17 protein-coding genes are annotated in these 18,806 nt (G+C 70.7%); 6 read left to right on the top strand and 11 right to left on the bottom strand.

From position 1 onward, the window contains the following. Position 1: 1 nt before the first annotated feature. A complete protein-coding gene (locus EZM51_RS07975; RefSeq protein ID WP_169053829.1) occupies positions 2 to 853 on the bottom strand; it encodes an exostosin family protein in 852 nt (283 codons plus the stop codon). Between the two features lie 114 nt (positions 854 to 967). Next, complete coding sequence (locus EZM51_RS07970; protein WP_136707697.1) at positions 968 to 1,957, bottom strand: polysaccharide pyruvyl transferase family protein; 990 nt, start codon at positions 1,955 to 1,957, stop codon at positions 968 to 970. Between the two features lie 57 nt (positions 1,958 to 2,014). On the opposite strand from EZM51_RS07970, the gene EZM51_RS07965 reads away from it, so the two are divergent. Both EZM51_RS07965 and EZM51_RS07960 read left to right on the top strand, forming a co-directional pair. Then, entirely contained in the window at positions 2,015 to 2,887 is an 873-nt protein-coding gene (locus EZM51_RS07965) for a glycosyltransferase (protein WP_169053828.1), read from the top strand. A gap of 41 nt (positions 2,888 to 2,928) precedes the next feature. Next, positions 2,929 to 3,663: a glycosyltransferase family 25 protein gene (locus EZM51_RS07960; protein WP_169053827.1), complete on the top strand. Its 735-nt coding sequence runs from the start codon at positions 2,929 to 2,931 to the stop codon at positions 3,661 to 3,663. A gap of 22 nt (positions 3,664 to 3,685) precedes the next feature. Here EZM51_RS07960 and EZM51_RS07955 read toward each other — a convergent pair whose 3' ends face one another. After that, entirely contained in the window at positions 3,686 to 4,810 is a 1,125-nt protein-coding gene (locus EZM51_RS07955; RefSeq protein WP_136707694.1) for a glycosyltransferase, read from the bottom strand. A gap of 105 nt (positions 4,811 to 4,915) precedes the next feature. On the opposite strand from EZM51_RS07955, the gene EZM51_RS07950 reads away from it, so the two are divergent. After that, the gene (locus tag EZM51_RS07950) at positions 4,916 to 6,040 is read left to right on the top strand and encodes a glycosyltransferase family 4 protein (protein ID WP_136707693.1); all 1,125 of its coding nucleotides are present in this window, start codon (positions 4,916 to 4,918) and stop codon (positions 6,038 to 6,040) included. Positions 6,041 to 6,053: 13 nt separating this feature from the next. Here EZM51_RS07950 and EZM51_RS07945 read toward each other — a convergent pair whose 3' ends face one another. Continuing rightward, positions 6,054 to 7,091 (bottom strand): glycosyltransferase family 4 protein, encoded by a 1,038-nt coding sequence (locus EZM51_RS07945; protein WP_136707692.1) that lies wholly within the window; start codon positions 7,089 to 7,091, stop codon positions 6,054 to 6,056. Further along, positions 7,088 to 8,290: a glycosyltransferase family 4 protein gene (locus tag EZM51_RS07940; protein WP_169053826.1), complete on the bottom strand. Its 1,203-nt coding sequence runs from the start codon at positions 8,288 to 8,290 to the stop codon at positions 7,088 to 7,090. Before EZM51_RS07940 ends, EZM51_RS07945 begins: the two co-directional genes overlap by 4 nt. Before the next feature lie 122 nt (positions 8,291 to 8,412). On the opposite strand from EZM51_RS07940, the gene EZM51_RS07935 reads away from it, so the two are divergent. After that, positions 8,413 to 9,492: a glycosyltransferase family 1 protein gene (locus EZM51_RS07935; RefSeq protein ID WP_248305523.1), complete on the top strand. Its 1,080-nt coding sequence runs from the start codon at positions 8,413 to 8,415 to the stop codon at positions 9,490 to 9,492. A 13-nt stretch (positions 9,493 to 9,505) separates the two neighbouring features. On the opposite strand, the gene EZM51_RS07930 is transcribed toward EZM51_RS07935, so the two are convergent. Further along, positions 9,506 to 12,667 carry a glycosyltransferase gene (locus EZM51_RS07930; protein WP_136707690.1) on the bottom strand — a complete coding sequence of 1,054 codons (3,162 nt, stop codon included), beginning with the start codon at positions 12,665 to 12,667 and terminating at the stop codon, positions 9,506 to 9,508. Between the two features lie 78 nt (positions 12,668 to 12,745). On the opposite strand from EZM51_RS07930, the gene EZM51_RS07925 reads away from it, so the two are divergent. Both EZM51_RS07925 and EZM51_RS07920 read left to right on the top strand, forming a co-directional pair. Next, positions 12,746 to 13,426 (top strand): hypothetical protein, encoded by a 681-nt coding sequence (locus EZM51_RS07925; RefSeq protein ID WP_136707689.1) that lies wholly within the window; start codon positions 12,746 to 12,748, stop codon positions 13,424 to 13,426. After that, positions 13,423 to 14,589 (top strand): glycosyltransferase, encoded by a 1,167-nt coding sequence (locus EZM51_RS07920; protein ID WP_136707688.1) that lies wholly within the window; start codon positions 13,423 to 13,425, stop codon positions 14,587 to 14,589. The genes EZM51_RS07925 and EZM51_RS07920 overlap by 4 nt, the downstream gene beginning before the upstream one ends. Positions 14,590 to 14,606: 17 nt before the next feature. Here EZM51_RS07920 and fdxA read toward each other — a convergent pair whose 3' ends face one another. Genes fdxA through EZM51_RS07895 form a run of 5 tightly spaced genes read right to left on the bottom strand, consistent with a single transcriptional unit; the run spans position 14,607 to position 18,804 of the window. Continuing rightward, entirely contained in the window at positions 14,607 to 14,924 is a 318-nt protein-coding gene (fdxA, locus tag EZM51_RS07915; RefSeq protein ID WP_136707687.1) for a ferredoxin, read from the bottom strand. Further along, positions 14,921 to 16,366: an FAD-dependent oxidoreductase gene (locus EZM51_RS07910; RefSeq protein WP_136707686.1), complete on the bottom strand. Its 1,446-nt coding sequence runs from the start codon at positions 16,364 to 16,366 to the stop codon at positions 14,921 to 14,923. Before EZM51_RS07910 ends, fdxA begins: the two co-directional genes overlap by 4 nt. Then, positions 16,363 to 17,157, bottom strand: a complete 795-nt coding sequence (cobA, locus tag EZM51_RS07905; protein ID WP_136707685.1) for a uroporphyrinogen-III C-methyltransferase — start codon at positions 17,155 to 17,157, stop codon at positions 16,363 to 16,365. The genes EZM51_RS07910 and cobA overlap by 4 nt, the downstream gene beginning before the upstream one ends. Continuing rightward, positions 17,154 to 18,065, bottom strand: coding sequence for an ABC transporter permease (locus EZM51_RS07900; protein WP_136707684.1), 912 nt, complete (start codon positions 18,063 to 18,065; stop codon positions 17,154 to 17,156). Before EZM51_RS07900 ends, cobA begins: the two co-directional genes overlap by 4 nt. Further along, positions 18,055 to 18,804 (bottom strand): ABC transporter ATP-binding protein, encoded by a 750-nt coding sequence (locus EZM51_RS07895; RefSeq protein ID WP_136707683.1) that lies wholly within the window; start codon positions 18,802 to 18,804, stop codon positions 18,055 to 18,057. Before EZM51_RS07895 ends, EZM51_RS07900 begins: the two co-directional genes overlap by 11 nt. Positions 18,805 to 18,806 lie beyond the last annotated feature (2 nt).

The raw sequence follows: 18,806 nt of genomic DNA, 5'->3' as shown, positions 1-18,806 counted from the left end.
ACTATCGGCCGAGCCGCTGCGCTTTCTTGCGGGCGATACCGGCCGCGTGCCTGAACACGCGACGATCCGGCATGAATCCGAACTTGGGGAAAGACTGCCACGGTCTTGTCGCCACGAGGAGTTCGAGGGCGTCGCCGATGCGATCGAACATGACCTCGGGTGCGAAACGCTCCTCGAAGAGCTGCCGGGCCCGGCGCCCCATCTCGGCCGCTCGTTCCTCGTGACGCTCTAAGTAGTCGAGTAGACCGTCGACATTGCGCTCGGGCCACACGATCGCGAACTCGGACAGATCGACACCCTGAGGGGCGACCCATTCGTCGGAGAAGACGACCGGCACCCTGCCCGCGACCATGGTCTCGTAGAACCTGATCGAAGAGGTCGCTCGCCCGCGAGGACACAGCACGAATGAGGAACGCAGCAGCGATTCCGCGAACGAGACGCGCCGTTCATGGAATCCCGGCGCGTCAGGACGCCAGGGCACGTGTCCGTCGACCCGTTCGATCAGCGCCCGTGGGTGGCGCAGTTGCAGCAGTTGCTCGCGGCAGGGGTGCGATCGCGCGGTGCCGACGAATGACACCAGGAGATCCGCCGGGATGCCGGTTGCGGCGAGGTCGTCGTTGAGCTTGTGGTAGCTCCACGGAACCTGATACTCAGGCCGGAACGAGCTTCGCGGAGCACTCGTGTACAGCCCGGGTAGGCTGCAGTATGCGCGCGGTCGCTGGTCGAAGACGTAGCAGCGGTCGCGGTACGCGCTGAACTCGGCCGAGCCGCGAATGCGAGTCATGGTGATCGGATCGTCGAGCTGGTGGCACTCGGTGAAGAGGATCGCGTCCGCGGAGGCTGCGTCCGACACCAGCTCGTGTCGGGACGATGCACTCACGCGAGCAAGCCATTCGAACTCACGGACGGCCGAGATCTCCGGGCGGACGCCGACGGTCGGCAGGAAGATACGCATGATCCTGCAAGGCTAGTCGTTGGGAGTGAGTGATCGGCGGATCGCGGCTGCCGCAGCTTCCGCGTCAGGAGCCATCACCGCCCCAAGGTCACCCAGATAGTCCTCGATGATGGCCGAGAGCTTTCGGTTGGCGTTGTCTCGCGCAACCACAGCCCGGCCGATCAGCGCAGCGAGTACCGCCGCGTGAAGTCGATCGGTGACAACGATACGCCCCTGCTCCAGCATCCGATGCGCAGAACGGACCAGCATGCGCGCCGCGGTCTCGTACGCGGGTGAATCGGCGAGCATCGGAATGGCCAGCGGTACGAGTTTCGTGCGGCGACCCTGAAGTGTGTTCCAGACCAGCCGTTCGGCCCGAGAGATGCGCCAGTCGCTCCTGCGCACCGACACCCCGGCCATTGGCGTGAAGAGCGTCGTCTCGATCGATTCGCGATCAACCCGCTTCAGCTCGATGACGTCGATCGTGGGCGTCGCGGTGCGCCGCGGCGAATAGCCGAACGCAAGGTCTGGGCAAAGGCGGACGTCGACTCCGCTGAGGTTCTGCTCGGCGAAGCGCATGCTTCTCGTATCGCGTAGTAGGACGGTTAGTGCGGCGTGCCGCACGTATCGGCGCCGGATGCCCTGGGCGGTCTCGACCGACATGTCGGTGGATTGGGGCAACTGGATGATCCGACGGTCAGGGAAGTCGGCGAGCACACGCTCGCGGAACGATTGGTGGCGTGGGTACTGGTCGCCGAAATTGCCGCCGCCTTGAAGCAAGATCGGGCCGCGGGGATGCCGCTCTGCGAGACGCACCGGCGAGTACCGGTGGAGGTCTGTCGTGTATGAGACCGGGACGTCCAGTCGCGAGAGCGTCTCGAGCGTGCCGAGGTAGATCAGGGCATCGCCGGGATTGAAATACAGCGGATAATCGAGCAGCGCGACCTGCTCACCGGGCCGGAGGAGCTCTCGCAGCACCGACTCTGTGGCGCGCCGGATGTTGGCGAGCGGGGAGTCGGGCATGGTTCATCGTAATGCCGCCCCTGCTCGTGGGAACGTCTGGCGCTCTACAATCGATTTGTGCCGGCAGCCGTCGAGATCTCAGTGATCATTCCGGCATACAATGCGGGACCGAGCATCGAGGCGCAGCTCGAGGCGCTCGCTGCGCAGGATTGGGACGGCGCGTGGGAAGTCGTCGTAGCCGACAATGGCTCGACCGACGATACGGTGCGCCGGGTGGCGCGGTGGGAGGGTGCGCTTCCCAAGTTGCGAGTCATCGACGCATCGGCAGTGCGAGGCGCCAGTCACGCGCGCAACGCAGGCGCGCACGAGGCTAATGGCGCGACACTACTCTTCGTTGACGCCGACGACGTGGTGGCGGCCGACTGGCTCGTTCACATGGCGGGTGCCGCCAGGCATCCATTGTTCGCAGGCTCTCTGCGCGAGGCGGGCGAGTTCGACGGCGACGCCTGTGCCGGTTTGGGGAGGGCCACGCGGTGGTCGGGCGTGCTGGGCTCCGCCGGGTTCTTGGACGCTGCAGCGTCCAACAATCTCGGTGTGAGTCGCGCGCTGTGGGAGCAGATCGGCGGCTTCCGCGAAACTCTCGTGGCAGGCGAGGACACGGCATTCTGCTGGGACGCCCAGTTGCTCGGCCACCGGATCTACCGGGTCCCGAAGGCGGTAGTGCTGTACCGCATGCGATCGTCCTTGCGCCAGTTGTGGCGGCAGCAGTACCAGTGGGGCGTCGGCAGCGCTCAGCTGTATGCGGTTTATCGCTCCGTTGGAGCCCCGCGCCCATCGATTTCGGGGGCCTTGGTGCGCTGGGCGGGCGTCCTGGTTTCGGCTCCCGTGGCCGTCTTCCGGCCGTCTGCGCGACGCGAATGGGTCGGGCGCGCTGCCCGGCGGGTCGGGCGCTTGGTCGGATCGATGAGGTTCCACGTCGTGTCGCTGTAAGCGTGACTGGGCGCTTCGACAGCATCGCTAAACTCAGCGTTGTGCTCGATGACAGCTCCTTAACCAGCTACATCATCAACGTGCCCGGTCAGACCGTGCGCTTGGAACTGGCACGCGCACGTGCGGCGAGCGTCGGGCTTGAGACCCAGGTGTTCGCCGCCCGCACCGGCGACGCCGCCGCGAGTATCGGACTGACGCCGGGAGAAGTGGGCTGTTTCCTCTCGCATAGGGATCTGATGCGCACCATCGCCGGCCAGCCGAGCGACTCGTTGCATCTGGTATTGGAAGACGATGTGCTGTTTCTCGACAGCTTTCGACCGACTGTGGAGCGGATCCGGGCTGAGCGGCCGCGTGCAGAGGTCATCCAGCTCGGCTGGATTCCACCGCCCGAGGAGGCCACTGCGGTCGGGCTGGCGGCCGATCGCGCGCGCTCGAGCGCCGCAGTCCGGCGATTTGCCCGGCTGTTCCGCAACAACGTCACGCCGGTTCGACCGTTGCTGCGACGCGCGATGTTCGGGTGGGGATCGCACTGCTACCTGATCACCCCCGCCGGTGCGGCCTTCTTCGCGGAACTCCTCGATGTCGATCGAACGATCCGTGCCCCGCTCGACGCCTATCTCCGTGCGCTGTCCCTCGTGGGCGGGCCGGGGTTCGCCTTGAGACCGAATTTTCCCGTCGCCGTGCAGGATCCCGGCCTCCCGTCCACGATTCAGGCAACGTCGACCGGGCTACGTCAGATCGATGACCGCGGCCGACTGCTTCGTCACGTCGACTGAGACTTCCGATTGGCTGCACCGCTCAACCGAGCGTTTGGCCCAGCCGCCCCAGCACCCCGCTCATCGCCTCGACCCGCTCGCTCCAGTCCGCGACCGGCCCGTCGGCGCCCGTTGGGAACCTGGTGCGCGCCGGCAGCGCCGCCGCGACCGCCTCCACGAAGTCGCCGCCGGCAATCGTGATGCGCGGGTCGTCGGCATCGCGAAATCCCGCGACCGGGGTCGACACCACCGGCCGCCCGACTGCTTGGTACTCGTACAGCTTGATCGGGTCGAGGCTGTCGGTGAACGCGGTCACCACGTGCGGAACGACCAGCACGTCGGCGTGCTGCAGGTAGCCGATCACCTCCTCACGCGCCCGGGGGCCGAGCAGCAGGGCGCGGGCGCGGCGTAGCAGCTCACTATCGCTGCGGGAGAGCACGTTCGGGCCGACGAGTACGAGCGAGGCATCCGGCCCGATTGCGTGAGCCGTCGTCGCGCAGAGTGCGACATCGATGCGGTCGCGATGCACCGTGCCGAGGTAGAGCGCTATCGGGCCGTCGGGAAGGTCGGCGGGTCGCGGTCGCGGCCGCCGATAAGCTGTCGCGTCGACGGCATTGGGGATGAGCGTCACCCGCCGGACCGCCTGCTTGCGGCGCACGAGCTCGGGTGAGCACACCACCACCTCGCGCGCGACGCGCATGAGGGACGCCTCGCTGACGGCGATCCGCTCCAGTTCGCCGGCCGGGCGGTCGGCGGTGAGCCAGTCGTCGGTGATGTCGTAGAGCGTCGGCCATCCCGTGCGCTCGGCGAGAATCGCCATGCCGGGATCATTGATCCAGAGCAGCGGATGCCGCATGCCGAGACGTGCGGCGGCGCGAACAATGCCTCGTGCGAGCTGGTGGTCGGTGCGGGGATCGAGCCGGCGCGGCATCCGCTTGGTCAGCTGCAGCCGGTGCAGGCGACCCGATGCGATGCCGTCGATCTTGCTCAAGCCGTCGCCGAGGCGCGGCCGGCGCTTGGAGCGGAGGTCGTGCATCGGGTCGGCGGGAGGCTCCACGAACAGCACCCGCAGGTTCGAGTCGCGAGCCAGGAGTCCGGCGATGAGGTGCTGGTTGCGCCGCCAGACCTGGTCCCAGCGCTCGAGCGAAACGACGATGAGGTCGGTCATTCGGCTCCGTCCGGGAAGGCGGGGGGACGACTCAGCGTAACCGACACCGTGGAAGCGAGAGCGGCGGGCTCCTGCCCGACGGATATCGTGGTGCCGGGAGGACCGATGCGCATCGTGCAGATCGTGCCGTTTCTCGGCCCGGGGAGCGGCGTCGCCGGCGTCGCGTGGAATCTCGATCGGGAGTTCCGGGCACTCGGGGTGGAGGTGGAGAACTTCACCCTCGCCGCTGCAGCGCGCGGTCTGCGCGAGGTGCGGGTTCGAGGATGGCGCACTGCACGCATCGCACAGGCGCAGCGCAGGATCTGGTTCAGCCTGGTCGGGACCCGTCGTGCGAAGGCCTTTCTCACCGAGCGGCCCGACGCGGTCTCGATCTGTCACAACAACGCGATGGTCGGCGATGTCTATGTGAACCACGGGGTGCTGCTCGCCGCGATGCGGGCGCGTGGCAACTCGGTGCTGCGACTCCTGCGGGACCCGACGCATATCTTTACGCACGTTCGCGACCTGATCCGCTATCGCTCAAACATCCACCGTCGCATCGTCGTGCTCAGCGACGCCGAGATCGGGGTGCTGACCCGCACCTACGGCCGAGTGCGCCCGCCGATCACGGTGATCCCGAACGGAGTGGACCTCGAGCGGTTCCGCCCGCCCACCGACCTCGAGCGTCACGAGTCGCGCGAACGGTTCCAGCTCGATGACGAGGATCGTGTCGCCGTGTTCGTGGGACACGAGTTCGACCGCAAGGGCCTGCCGATCGTGCTCGAGGCGATGGCGTCGGCGCCCACCGTGCTGCTCATGGTCGTCGGCGGCAACGCGCGGCTGCTCGACCAGGCGAAGGCGATCGCAGCGCGACTCGGCGTCGCCGATCGTGTGCTCTTCGTGGGTCAGCAGGGCGATGTGCGGTCGTTCCTCGCCGCAGCCGACATGTTCGTACTGCCGAGCCACTACGAGTCGAGCGGGCTCGTCTTCCTCGAAGCGCTCGCGAGCGGACTGCCCGTGATCGCGACCCGCGTCGGCGTGGCGGCCGATCTCGTGCGAAACGGCGAGAACGGCTTCCTCGTCGGGCAGGACGCGCGCGAGATCGCCGACCGGCTGGAGCAGCTTGCCGCCGAGGATCTCGGGCCGTGGCGTGAGCGTGCGCGTGCGAGCGTCGCCGGGTGGACCTGGTCGGACGTCGCTCGCCGGTATCTCGAACTGGCGGAGGGCATCGTCGCCGAACGCGAACGATGAGCCGGCAAGGTCGTCAGCGCAGCACGCTCCGGTACACCCGCTCCGTACCGGCGGCCTGGGCCGCCAGGGAGAAGCGACGCTGCTGCACCGCGTGCACCACGACCCCGAGCGTCGAGCGGGCCGCATCGTCGTCGGCGAGGCGGCGTAGTCGTGCAGCGGCGTCGTCGACGTCGTCGGGGTCGAACAGGCAGCGATCCTCGAGTCCTTCGAACACGTCGAGATGGCCCGCGGCTCCGGCAGCGACGACGGGCAGGCCCCCTGCCATCGCCTCGAGCACCGTGAGACCGAGCCCTTCGACCGGGCACGGCGCGAGGAGCAGTCCGGCGCGATCCATGATCTCGGGAAGGTCGGCGCGGTAGCCGAGGAATCGCACCGCGTGTCCGATGCCGAGCTCACCGGTCAACGCTTCGAGCGCGGCCTGCTCGGGGCCCTGCCCCGCGATCTCGAGGGTCCACCCGGTGTCGGCGAGCCCTGCCGCTGCGAATGCACGGATGCCGATGTGTCCGTGCTTCTCTGGCTGCAGTCGCTGAGCCATGAGCACGGTGCGCTCTCGGAGCAGGCCGTCATGCAAGGGTCGTGACTCCACCCCCGAGTGCACCACCGTGCTCGGCCCATCGATCGCCGAAGCCACTGCGCGACTGATCGAAAGCTGGGCGTCGATGAACGGTCGCACGAGCAGGCTCACCGGTATCGGTCCGATACGGCCGTGCGGCTTGGCGAAATGCCGTGTCGCGACGACGGCGGGGCGTCGAAGACGTCCGGCCAGGCCGGCCGCCGCGCCGAGTTCGGCGGCCGTCATATGCGTATTGACGACATCGAACCCCGAAGCGAGTCCCCGGACGGCGCGGGCGACCTCCTGCGTGCGGGCCGCAGCGGCGTGTGCGACGCCGATCGGGTCGAGCGCCTCGCGCATGCGCTCAGTGGCACCGCCGATCACCGCTACCTGGTGCCCGTCCGCACGCTGCTGGCGCGCGAGACGCAGTACGAAGCGCTCGACGCCCGAGAACCCGTCGGAGCGGATCGCATGCAGGATGCGCAACGACCCGGTCATCGGCGCCGCTTCAGGTCGCGCATCTCCGCGAGGAGGTCGAGGTAGCGGTCGGCGATCGCAGGCCACCCGTGCTGGTCGGCGGTGCGACGCGCCCGCTCGCGCCACTCGGAGAGGTCCCGCTGCGAAAGCTCGTGCAGGCGAGCGCCGATCACGGTGGAATCGCGGTCGACGAGGTACCCGTTCTCGCCGTCGGCGATGAGCTCTGGAGCGATTCCCACCCGGGTCGCCACGACCGGTAGCCCGCATGCGAGCGCTTCGAGGAAGACCAGACCGCTCGACTCGTAATAACTCGGCAGTACGAACACGTCGGCGGCGTGATAGAACGGCACCACATCCAGGTGACGACCGACGAAGGCGACTCGATCAGCGACTCCGCGGTGCCGTGCGAGTCCGTCGGCCTGGCGGATCATCGCGGGAGTGCCGCCGACCACGACGAGGCCCACCTCGGGGGCGTGCCGCAGCGCCTCCATGACGAGCGGGAGGCCTTTCCGCTCGAACTCGTGGCCCACGAACAGCGCGAGCATCAGATCCTCGGGCAGGCCGATCATTGCGCTCGCCGCGGTCCGCTCCTCGGATGTGGCCGGTCTGAACACCTGGGTGTCGACCCCGTTGGGGATCACCCGGATGGGTGGACGCACCCGCCCGTACGTCGACACCAGCAGTTCGGCCTCGTGCTCGGTGAGGGCGACCACAGCGCGGTGGGCCTTCCCGCGGTAGCGCACGCGGTCACGGGCCGCCGTGAAGAGGTGCACGGGATTCCGAATCATCCGCCAGAAGTAGTGGCCGCGTGCTCGCATCGCCACCTGCAGCAGCCCATGGTTGACGTAGACATCGCCGGCGAGGGCGTCGTTGTGGCAGATGCTGACCGCATCAGGTCGCTCGGCCAGGAACCGCCTGGCCCTCGCCGTGCCGACCGTGCTGAACCAGACCACATTCCGGGCACGTTCGAGGTGCGTGCCGATCGCCGACGTCCGACGTCCATGGCGAATCCGACCTGCCGTCGCGGCGGTGAAGCGCTCGACCGTCGCACCCCTCGCGCGGAACTCGCGTTCGAGGTTGAACGCCACACCCTCGACACCGCTCCCGCTGGAGATCGCCGGCGCGATCTGCACGATATGGAGTGCGTCAGCCTGAACCGTGTCGGTGAGCGGGGCGTCGGGCAGTTCGGAGACATTTGATGCCTCGGATGCTGCAGCCACGACTCTCCCAGCTCTTCCAGACCTCATCGGCGGCCTCGGTCGCCGGAACTCAGCAGCAACCCTATCCCGACCGCCTCTGGGCGACCTGAGCACGTCGGCCGGAGCACGTAAACTCGGATCTCGTGCAGGACAGCGCAGACGACCGGTCGCGCCCCGCTCCGTCGTTGCTCACCATCGCAACCGTCGCGACCGCGGCGCCCATGGGCGCGTCCGTCTACCAGGAACGCATCACCGAGCGCGCCGCGCAAGCGCTCGGCGACGGTTGGCGGGTCCGCCGCGCGGTATTCCGCTCGATGTCCTCCCCCCTGCCTGGAAACCGCCGTCTCCCGTTCGGTGCCGTGACGCGAGCATCGCCCGCGATCCGCCGGCAGCTCGGCCGGCTGCTCTTCTCCGGTGACACGGTCACCCATCGGATGAACCTCGAGCTCCCGCCCGCCCCCGACGGGGATGTCATCACGATCCACGACGTCGTGGCGTGGAGATTCCCCGACGAGTCGCCTCCCGTCACCGCCGCGGCCGCGGAGGCCCGTCGGGCGGATGCCGTGATCTGCGTGTCGGAGTTCAGCGCGAACGAGGCGGTCGAGTTCCTCGGGATCCGCGACCCGTACGTTGTGCACAACGGCATCGACGACGCGTTCTTCGATGCCGCGCCCTTGGGTGAGGCCGAGAGAACGGCACTTCGGTTGCCCGAGCGCTACGTGTTGCACGCGGGCGGGGCGTCGAGCCGGAAGAACCTGCCGGCGCTCGCGGAGGCATGGCCGCTCGTGCATCGGAATCGCCCCGATCTCATGCTCGTGCTCAGCGGCCCCCCTCACCCGACACGCACCGCACTCTTCGACGGCATGCCCGGCACCCAGTTGCTCGGTCGCGTCGCCGACGGGCTCGTACCCGGACTCGTCGCCGGGGCGGCAGCTGTCGTCGTGCCCTCGCTCTACGAGGGATTCGGCCTCCCCGTGCTCGAGGCGATGGCCGCGAACGTGCCCGTCGTCGCTGCCCGCACGAGCAGCCTGCCCGAGGTCGCCGGCGACGCCGCCGTGCTCGTGGAGCCGACCGGAGCAGGCGTGGCCGAGGGACTCCTCGCCGTCACGGGCGATGACCCGGCGGTCGCCGCGCTCGTGGCGGCCGGGCGAGCACGAGCCGCCGGGTTCACCTGGGACGCCTCGGCCCGTGATCACGCACGGGTGTGGCGCTCGGTCGGATGACCGGCTGCCCAAGTCATCCGAGGCCGTAGCGGGCGCGATACGCGGCGGCGACGCGGGACCAGCTGAACTCGGACACCCGGGCGCGGCCGCCGTGCGCGAGTCGCACTCGCAGGTCGAGATCGTCGTGGACCCGGCGCAACGCGGTCGCGAGGGCGTCACGATCGACGGGATCGACGAGGAGACCGTCGATGCCGTCGCGCACGAACTCCGGACCCCCGCCACGGTCGGTCATGATGAGCGCCGCGGCGGCACGCCACGCCTCGAGGGCGACGATGCCGAACGGTTCGAGGCGGCTCGGGACGGCGACGGCGATCGACCGCTCCATCACGCGGGCCACCTCTCCGGCATCGAGCCGCCCGAGCAGCTCCGCCCTTCCGGTGAGGCCGAGATCTACGATGCGTCGCTCTATGGCGCTGCGCTCGGGGCCGTCGCCGCCGATCAACAGCCGGGTGTCCTCGGGCAGCCCGGCACTGGCGAAGGCGTCGAGCAACAGGTCGAACCCCTTGAGGGGACCGAGGCGGCCGACAGCGGCGAAGAAGGGCGCCGGATCGTCGAGAGCCGGGAGCCGGCCGACCACCGAATCGGGACACCCGACGTCCGTGACGACGCCGTTCGGCACCACGCCTCCATCCCGTAGGCCGAAGGAGGTGCGCAGCTCATTGAGCACCCACTCGGATGGCGCGGTGACGAAACGCGCACGACCCAGTGCGGTGCGCAGCGTTCGCCGCAGGAGGGCGGACCGTGCGAACGCGCCGTGGTCGTCGGCAGAGGTCTCACCGTGGGATGTGACCGCGATCGGCAGTCGCCAGAGCCGCCCGAGCACCAGCGCGTAGACCCCGTTCGGCCCGAAGCAGTGCACGTGCAGCAGCTGGGGCCGGAACGATCGCCGAGCCCGCGACCACGCAATGAGCGCCTGCGGGACATCGCGCACGAGGGCGAGCATCGAACGGAGGTTGCGGGCCGGCAGCGGCGTCGGCAGGTATCTCACCACGACGCCGTCGACGTCGCGGACCCCGAGGTGCTCCCCTCGGTCGACGGTCCACACCTCGATCTCCGTGTCGCCCCGCTGCGAGAGCTCGTGCGCAACCTGACGCACGTGCTCTTCGACACCACCGAAGTGCGGTGCGTACGACGACGCGACGAGCGCCACACGCCGGATCGCCGCGTCGCGACCGCTGGCCGCCGCCTCCCGCCGGAACCGCGCCTCGACCCGCACCGGCCCCAGCCGGTACAGGGCCGCCCGTCGCCGCGCCGATCGCCCGCGGTCGCCCGGCAGCACGATGGCCCGAGCGGTCGCCCCGACCAGCTGGCCGAGCCTCGCCCACTGCCAGCCGATGGCGCCGTAGTGCTTGCGGAGGTAACGCTCCTGCGACGCGTGGAAGTGCGCCTCCCGCCGCCGGGGGTCGCCACCGGTGCCCGCGCCGACGTGCGTCGCGCGGGCCTCGGGTACGCCGGCGTGGCGCCAGCCGAGGCGGTGCGCGCGGTACGCCCAGTCGGCTTCCTCGGCGTAGAGGAAGAAGCGCTCGTCGAACGCGCCGACCTGGTCGAGCGCCTCAGCGCGGAGCAGCAGCACCGAGCCGATGACGTACGACGGGTCGCGGCGCAGCCGGGCGAGCCCGAGCGCCTCGAACCAGGTGCCGCCCGGCGACGGCAGCCACCAGGCGACGCGAGCGACGTGTCCGTGCTCGTCGACCTGCGCCGGTCCGACGCTCGCGAGGTCGTCGTGCGCCCGAAGGACCCGCCGCAGCACGGCGATGTCCTCGGGCGAGATGGTCGCGTCGGGATTGAGAAGCAGCACGTCGGCGCCGGGCACGAGGCGATCTCGCAGGCCGACGTTCACGCCCGCAGCGAAGCCGCCGTTCCGGCCCGGGTCGAGGTAGCGCACGCCGAGCTCGGCGCAGATCGCCGCGATCTCGGGAAGCGACGAGTTGTCGACGACGGTGACCGGCAGCGCGGCCACAGGCTCGACCGCCCGGCGCAGCAGTTCGGGCGCGCCGTAGGCGACCACGATCACCTCGACCGGGCGGGCGGGGTCGGGGGTGTCAGGGGCGGCGGTGGATGCCTCGTGCAGCACCGCTCGGTAGAGATCGAGGTACTGGCGTCCCACGGCATCCCAAGTGCAGATCGCCGCACGTTCGAGACCGCGCGCGCGCAACTCGTCGGCACGTTCCCGGCCCGCCTCGACGAGTGCGCTCGCGAGGGCCGCCGCATCACCGGCCGGCACGACGAGGCCGGCGCGACCCACCACGTCGGGTAGGGCGCCGGCGTCGCTCGAGACGACCGGCACCCCGCACGCCATCGCCTCGACGGCCACGCGGCCGAACTGCTCGGTCCACGACGTCGTCGGGAGTGACGGCACGGCGAGCACGTCGAGGGTGCGGTAAAAGTCGACCACGGCGTCGGGATCGATCGGCCCGACGACCTCGACACGGTCGGCGATGCCCACCGCGGTGGCCCGACCCCCCAGTTCTGGGGCAAGGGGGCCCGACCCGGCGATGCGGAGACGAAGGCGCGGGTCGCGGGCGACGGCGTCGAGCAGCACGAGCACGCCCTTCTCGGGCACGAGACGGCCGAGGAACCCGACCACGATGGATGCGGGGCCGAGGTCTCGAGGCGGCGCCGACGCGGCCGAGGCATCCGCTGGCCTGAATCGCTGTTCGTCGATCCCGAGCGGGATCACCCGCGCCCGCCCCGCGAACCCCTTGTCCTCGACGATGCGCGCCGCCTCCGCGTTGCAGGCCGAGATGCCGGATGCCGCGCGCAGCGCCCAGCGCTCGAACCATCGGAACGGCACCGGGTAGCGTTTCCGCAGATTTTGGGCGGTATAGAGCACCACGGGCGTGCGGCGCGGGTGCTTCCGTAGGGCGCGCAGCAGCAGGATCTCGGCGGTCGCAAGGGCGAAGGGCTCCTCATGCACGTCGATGACGTCGTACCGCTCGCCGAGCGCCCGCCAGATCGGACGCGGGTCGTAGAGGAAGAGCGCGGGGTGGTGTCCGAAGGTGCGCACGCCGACCACCCGTTCACCGTCACGTGGCTCGAGCGTCACGGAACTGCCGCCCGCGTGCCACTGCTCGGCGCAGAGGAGCGTGACGTCGACGCCGAGGCTCGTGAGCGCGCGTTCGCGACCGCGCCACTCGTCGACGACCGCGCTGTGCGAGACCCTGAGTGAGCGCACCTCACCTCCCTCGTAGACTCCTATGAAACCCTATCCGGGCGGCGGGCCCGGACCAGCGGCGAGCAGGAAGGTGACGCGGTGGATCGCGACGTGTTCACGGTGCTCGTCGTCTGCCAGGGCAACGTCAATCGTTCGGCGCTGGGCGCCGTGTTGCTCGACAGGTGGGCTCACTGGTACCTGCCCAAGGGGGCGGCCGAACACGTGCGCGTCACGAGCGCAGGACTTGGTGCGCCGGTCGGCTCCGCGATGGGCCGGCGGACCAAGGTCATCGCCGAGGCGCTCGGCGCCGACGGGTCGCATCATCGTGCCGCCCAGATCACCGAGGCGCACCTCCGTGCGGCCGATCTGGTGCTCGTCTCGTCGCATGACCAGCGCGACAGCGTGCTGGGCCTGGTGCCGGGCGCACTCGTGCGAACCTTCACGATCCGCGAAGCGGGCCGGGTCGCCGAGGCGCTGCCGGAGTGGCCGGCCCCCCATTCACTCGCCGAGCTGCGGGCTCGGGTGCTCGCGATCGCTGACAACCGCATCGCCGCTGCCGGCGGTGAAGACGACATCGTCGACCCGCAGGGCAAGGACGACGAGGCCTACCGGCAGATGGCCCGCGAGGAGGTGCCCGCGCTCGCCGAACTCGCCGGCGCCCTGTTCGGCATGCCCCGCCCCGAGATCGCCGCCTACCGAGAGGCCGTGGAGGCCGCCGAGTACACGTTCCCCGAGCGGGGCAGCGCGGCATCCACACGCAGCGACAGGCGCCAGGCGTGACGCTCCGCGTACTGCACCTCGACCACACCACGGTCGGCGGCGGCGCCGAATACGCATTGCTGCGGATGCTCCGGGCCGAGCCCGGTTGGTCGCCGTTCCTGCTGCTCGCCCGCTCGCCCGACGGCGGCGCCGGCGTCTACGACGCGGTGCCCGCCAGAGTCCCACGGCAGATGTCAGGAGTGCGCCAGCCAGCTGGTGCGAGTTCGGGCGGGCGGCGTGCGGCCGTCTCGGTGGGCGCACGAGTCGTCGCTCAGGCCATCGCGACGAGGAGCTCGCGTGCCTTCGCGACCGCGGATCTCGTCGACGCCAACACGGCACGCGCCGCCGCCTACGGCGCGCTCGCCGCGCGTTGGTCGCGGAAGCCGTTCGTCGTGCACCTGCGCGACCTCGTCGAACCCGAGGCGCTCGGTCGGTCGGGTCATTCGCTTATGGTGCGGGTCGTGCTGCCCCGCGCCGACGGCGTGATCGCGAACTCGAGTGCCACGCTCGACTCGGCTCGCGCATACCTGCGGCCCGACGTCGTGGCCGAGGTCATCCCGAGCGCGTCCGGCCTTCGCGTGGGCAAGGCGCCGGCGGACACCCGGGCCGACGGCCCTGTCCGAACGGTCGGCATGCTCGCTCGCATCGACCCGTGGAAGGGGCAGCACCTCCTGCTCGAGGCGTTCGCCCGCGCGTTCCGCGACCGCGGCCGCGACGCGCGCCTCCAGTTCGCCGGCGACGCGCCCTTCGGGCACGAGGGGCACCTCGAGGAGCTCCGCCGCACCGCCGAGACGCTGGGCGTCGGCGATCGGGTCGACTTCCTCGGGCACGTCGACGACGTCGACGCCCTGCTCGCGGGGTGGGATGTCGCGGTGCAGGCATCCACCCGACCCGAGCCGCTCGGCCAGAACGTGCTGCAGTATCTCGCAGCGGGGCGCGCCGTGATCGCGGCCGACGAGGGCGGCCCGTCCGAGTGGATCGACGACGGCCGCAACGGGCTCCTCGTGCCACCGCGTGACGTCGGCGCGCTCGCGTCTGCGCTCGCCCGCCTCGACGCGGATGCCGCGCTCCGGGTGCGGCTCGCGGCATCCGCCCCCCAGACTCCCGGCCTGCTCGACGACGCTGCCGTGACGCGGGCGCACCTCGCCTTCTACGAGCGCGTCGTCCGAGCGAAGCACCGCTGACCGCGGGGGCGCGACTCCTACGCCCGCACCGGCACCGCCGCCACCACCGGGTGGTCGAACGCGAGCGCCCCCACCTTCGCTGCGCCCCCAGGCGACCCGAGCTCGTCGAAGAACTCGACGTTCGCCCGGTAGTAGTCGGCCCAGACCTCGGGCAGGTCGTCCTCGTAGTAGATCGCCTCGACCGGGCACACGGGCTCGCACGCGCCGCAGTCCACGCACTCGTCGGGGTGGATGTACAGCGACCGCTCGCCCTCGTAGATGCAGTCCACCGGGCATTCGTCGACGCACGCGCGGTCCTTGACGTCGACGCACGGCAGCGCGATGACGTATGTCACGAGCCCACCAGCGCGCCGGCCCGCGAGATCTCGACCTGCTCGTCGCGCGGCACGACCTTCACGCGCTCGCGGGCGGCGCCGGCGTACGCGGCATCCGTCGGCTCCCACGCCTCGCCGAGGCCGCGCTCGTGTGCATCGAGCTCGAGCCATCCGGCCCAGGTCGTGAAGCGGATGCCGCGAGCCTCGAGCAGCTCGAACACCTCGTCGCCGTCGGGCCCCGCGTCGACCTGCGGTGCGGGCAGCACGCCGGCCGCGGCATCCGCCACCAGGTTCGTGATGGTCTCGAGCGCGTCGCCCTTCGTGTGTCCGATGAGGCCGACGGGGCCGCGCTTGATCCAGCCGGTCGCGTAGACGCCGGGGACCGGTGCGCCCGAGGCATCCGTCACGCGTCCGCCCTCGTTGGGGATCACCGCGCGACGCTCGTCGAACGGCAGGCCCGCCACGGGCGAGCTCGCGTAGCCGACGGCGCGGTACACGGCCTGCACGGGCACGTCGACGAACTCGCCGGTGCCCTCGACCGAGCCGTCGCCGACCGGCCGGGTGCGCTCGAAGCGCACGCCCTCGACGCGGTCGTCGCCGAGCACCTCGACGGGCGTGTGCAGGAAGTGCAGGTGCAGGCGGCGCGACGCGGCCCCTTCGACAGGCTCAGGGGCCCATTCGGAGCGGCGCCAGCCGTTCAGCGTGCGGCTCATCACCTTCACCTGGTTGTTCGACGCGAGCAATGCCTCCGCGTGCGGGTCGCCGGCGGCCCGCTCGAAGTCGTCGTCGTACACGATCACGTCGACGTCGGGCACCTCGCCGAGCTCGCGGAGCTCGATGGGCGTGAACTTGACGTGCAGCGGCCCGCGGCGGCCGTACACGTGCACGTCGGTCACGGGCGACGCCTCGAGGCCGGCGAGCACGTTGGCCGGGACATCCGTGGGGATGAGGTCCTTCGGATGCTTCGCCAGCATGCGTGCGACGTCGAGGGCGACGTTGCCGTTGCCGATGACGGCGACCTCGCGCGCATCGAGCGGCCAGTCGCGCGGCACGTCGGGGTGTCCGTCGTACCAGGCGACGAAGTCCGCCGCGCCGTAGGATCCGGGCAGGTCGATGCCGGGGATGTCGAGCGGGGCGTCCCTCAGGGCGCCCGTCGCGAAGATCACCGCGTCGTAGCGCGCGCGCAGCTCGTCGACCGTGATGTCGCGGCCCACCTCGACGTTGCCGATGAGCCGGATCGTGCCCGCGTCGAGCATCTCGTGCAGCGAGGTCACGATGCCCTTGATGCGCGGGTGGTCGGGGGCGACGCCGTAGCGGATCAGGCCGTACGGCGCGGGCAGCGACTCGAACAGGTCGATTGCGACGGTGCCGCCGGCTTCCGAGACCTGGCGGTGAAGGATGTTGCCGGCGTAGATGCCGGCGGGGCCGGCGCCGACGATCGCGACGCGGAGGGAGAGGGTCATCGGGTGGTGGCCTTTCGGTGGGGTTCGCTGGGTGCGCCGGTCGAAACCAGCGTTTCGGGGGCATACGGGCTGAGGGAGACGACATCGCCGACCACGACAACGGCGGGCGAGCGGATGCCCCGGCGCGCCGCCTGCAGTGCGATCGTGTCGAGCGTGCCGATCGTCACCCGCTGTCGCGGCCCGTAGCCGTCCTCGATGATCGCGACGGGGCATCCGCCGCCGCGCTCGCCGCGAGCCAGGGTGATCGCGGAGTTGGCGAGCGTGCCGATGCCCATGAGCAGCACGACGGTGTGGTCGCGTCTACCGCCCAGCGATTGGATCTGGTCGTGGCCGGTGACCACGGTGAAGGTCGTGGCCAGGCCCCGGTGCGTGAGGGGGATGCCGGCGATCGCGGGCACCGAGATGGCGCTCGTGATGCCGGGCACGACCTCGACGCTGATGCCGTGGTCGCGGCAGAACGTGACCTCCTCGCCGCCGCGCCCGAAGATGAACGGATCGCCGCCCTTCAGTCGCACGACCTGCTTGCCGTCGGAGGCGAGGGTGACGAGCAGCTCGTTGATCGCGTCCTGCGGCACGGCGTGGTGGCCGGGGAGCTTGCCGACGTCGACGACCTCGGCGTGGAGGTGCACGCCGTCGGCCGCGAGACCGTCGAGCACGCCCCGGGCGCCGAGCCGGTCGGCGACGATGACATCGGCGGCCTCGAGCGCCCGGAGTCCGCGGATCGTGAGGAGCCCCGCATCGCCGGGGCCGGCGCCGACGAGCGTGACGTTTCCGATCGGGGTGTTCGTCATGGGGTCCCTCCGGTGAGTCCGCGGCGGCGCAGCAGGCCGCGTTCGACGGGTGCGAAGACGAGCAGCTCGATGACGATGCCGAGCGCGAGGATGACGAGGATCGTGCCGAGCACGCCCGCGAGGTCGGCGAGGTCGCGACCCTGCTGCAGCAGCGAGCCGAGCCCGAAGCCGATCGAGCCGCCGAACGCGATGATCTCCGCGGCCATGAGCGAGCGCCACGAGAACGCCCAGCCCTGCTTGAGCCCGGCGAGGTAACCCGGCAGCGCGGCCGGCAGCACGACGGATGTCGCGAGCTCGAGCCTCGAGGCGCCGAGCACGCGTCCGACCCGGCGCAGCTGCGGCGGCACCTGGGCGACGCCGGCCACGAGTCCGTTCACGATCGACGGGATCGCGCCCATGAGCACGACGAAGTACACCGTGGCATCCGACAGTCCGAACCAGAGGATCGCCGCGGGCACCCACGCGACCGACGGCAGCACCTGCAGACCCGAGATGAGCGGTCCGAGTGCGCGGCGGAGCGGCGCCCACTCCGCGAGGAGCAGGCCGAGCGGCGTGCCGACGGCGACGGCGATGAGGAACCCGAGGATGCCGCGCTCGAGGCTCGTGGCCACCGCGAGCTGCAGGCGTCCGTCGTTCCACGCCTCGCCGAGCGCGGCGGCGACATCGAGCGGTCCGGGCGCGAGGTCGGGCCGCGGCTGCGCGATGACCGTGTACGCCTGCCAGGCGGCGAGCAGCACGATGACGAGCAGCACGGGCGGCAGCACGCCGTCGATCGCTCGGCGCCACCACGGCAGCGGGCGTTCGACGTCGGTCTGCAGCCGGTCGAGGCCGGCCTCGAGAGTTCGGAGGTCGTCGGCGTGCGTGTCGGCGGCCGCGGCGGAGGCTGCGACGAGCGTCTCAGGCGGCATTGCGGAGGATCTCCCTTCGCAGCTGCTCGGTGATCTCGACCGAGAGGGCGGAGACCTGCGGCGACTCGATGCGGCGAGGCGCATCGTCGGCGACCCGCCACTCGTTCACGATCCGGCCCGGGCGGCTCGACATGAGCAGCACACGCTGCCCGAGCCGCGCGGCCTCCCGCACGTTGTGGGTCACGAACACGATCGTGCGTCCCGTCTCGCGCCAGACCCGCTCGAGCTCCTCGTGCAGCAGGTCGCGCGTGATCGCGTCCAGCGCGGCGAACGGCTCGTCCATGAGCAGCACCTCGCGGTCCTGCGCGAGGGCACGGGCCAGGGCGACGCGCTGCCGCATGCCGCCCGAGAGCTCGTGCGGGCGCTTCTCCGCGGCATCCGCGAGATTCACGAGGTCGAGCAGTTCGAGCGCGCGTGCCCGGCGGGCGGGTCGCGGCAGGTCGGCGCGGCCGAGCCGCAGCGCGAGCTCGACGTTGCGCCGGGCGCTGAGCCACGGCAGCAGCGACGCCTCCTGGAACATCACAGCGGCGCGGCCCTCGACCTCGACGGTGCCCGCGCTCGCCGTGTCGAGGCAGGCGATGATCCCGAGGAGCGTCGACTTGCCGCAGCCCGAGGCGCCGAGGAGACACACGAACTCGCCCGGGGCGACCGTGAGGTCGATGCCGTCGAGCACGACGGGACTCGCGGCGGCGTAGCGCTTCGAGACACCCGAGAGGCGGATCGCGGGGGCGGTGGGCATGC

This window comes from Agromyces sp. H66, assembly GCF_004959775.1.
Taxonomy (GTDB): Bacteria; Actinomycetota; Actinomycetes; order Actinomycetales; family Microbacteriaceae; genus Agromyces.
The sequence above is the reverse complement of the archived record's forward strand: the minus strand, read 5'-3'. Positions and strand labels throughout refer to the sequence as shown.

Excerpts from the sequence above, each read along its gene's own strand:
- EZM51_RS07900 (WP_136707684.1), bottom strand. The coding sequence starts at position 18,065 with ATGCCGCCTGAGACGCTCGTCGCAGCCTCCGCCGCGGCCGCCGACACG.
- EZM51_RS07895 (WP_136707683.1), bottom strand. The coding sequence starts at position 18,804 with ATGCCCACCGCCCCCGCGATCCGCCTCTCGGGTGTCTCGAAGCGCTAC.
- EZM51_RS07970 (WP_136707697.1), bottom strand. The coding sequence starts at position 1,957 with ATGCCCGACTCCCCGCTCGCCAACATCCGGCGCGCCACAGAGTCGGTG.
- cobA (WP_136707685.1), bottom strand. The coding sequence starts at position 17,157 with ATGACGAACACCCCGATCGGAAACGTCACGCTCGTCGGCGCCGGCCCC.
- EZM51_RS07950 (WP_136707693.1), top strand. The coding sequence starts at position 4,916 with ATGCGCATCGTGCAGATCGTGCCGTTTCTCGGCCCGGGGAGCGGCGTC.
- EZM51_RS07910 (WP_136707686.1), bottom strand. The coding sequence starts at position 16,366 with ATGACCCTCTCCCTCCGCGTCGCGATCGTCGGCGCCGGCCCCGCCGGC.
- EZM51_RS07945 (WP_136707692.1), bottom strand. The coding sequence starts at position 7,091 with ATGACCGGGTCGTTGCGCATCCTGCATGCGATCCGCTCCGACGGGTTC.
- EZM51_RS07955 (WP_136707694.1), bottom strand. The coding sequence starts at position 4,810 with ATGACCGACCTCATCGTCGTTTCGCTCGAGCGCTGGGACCAGGTCTGG.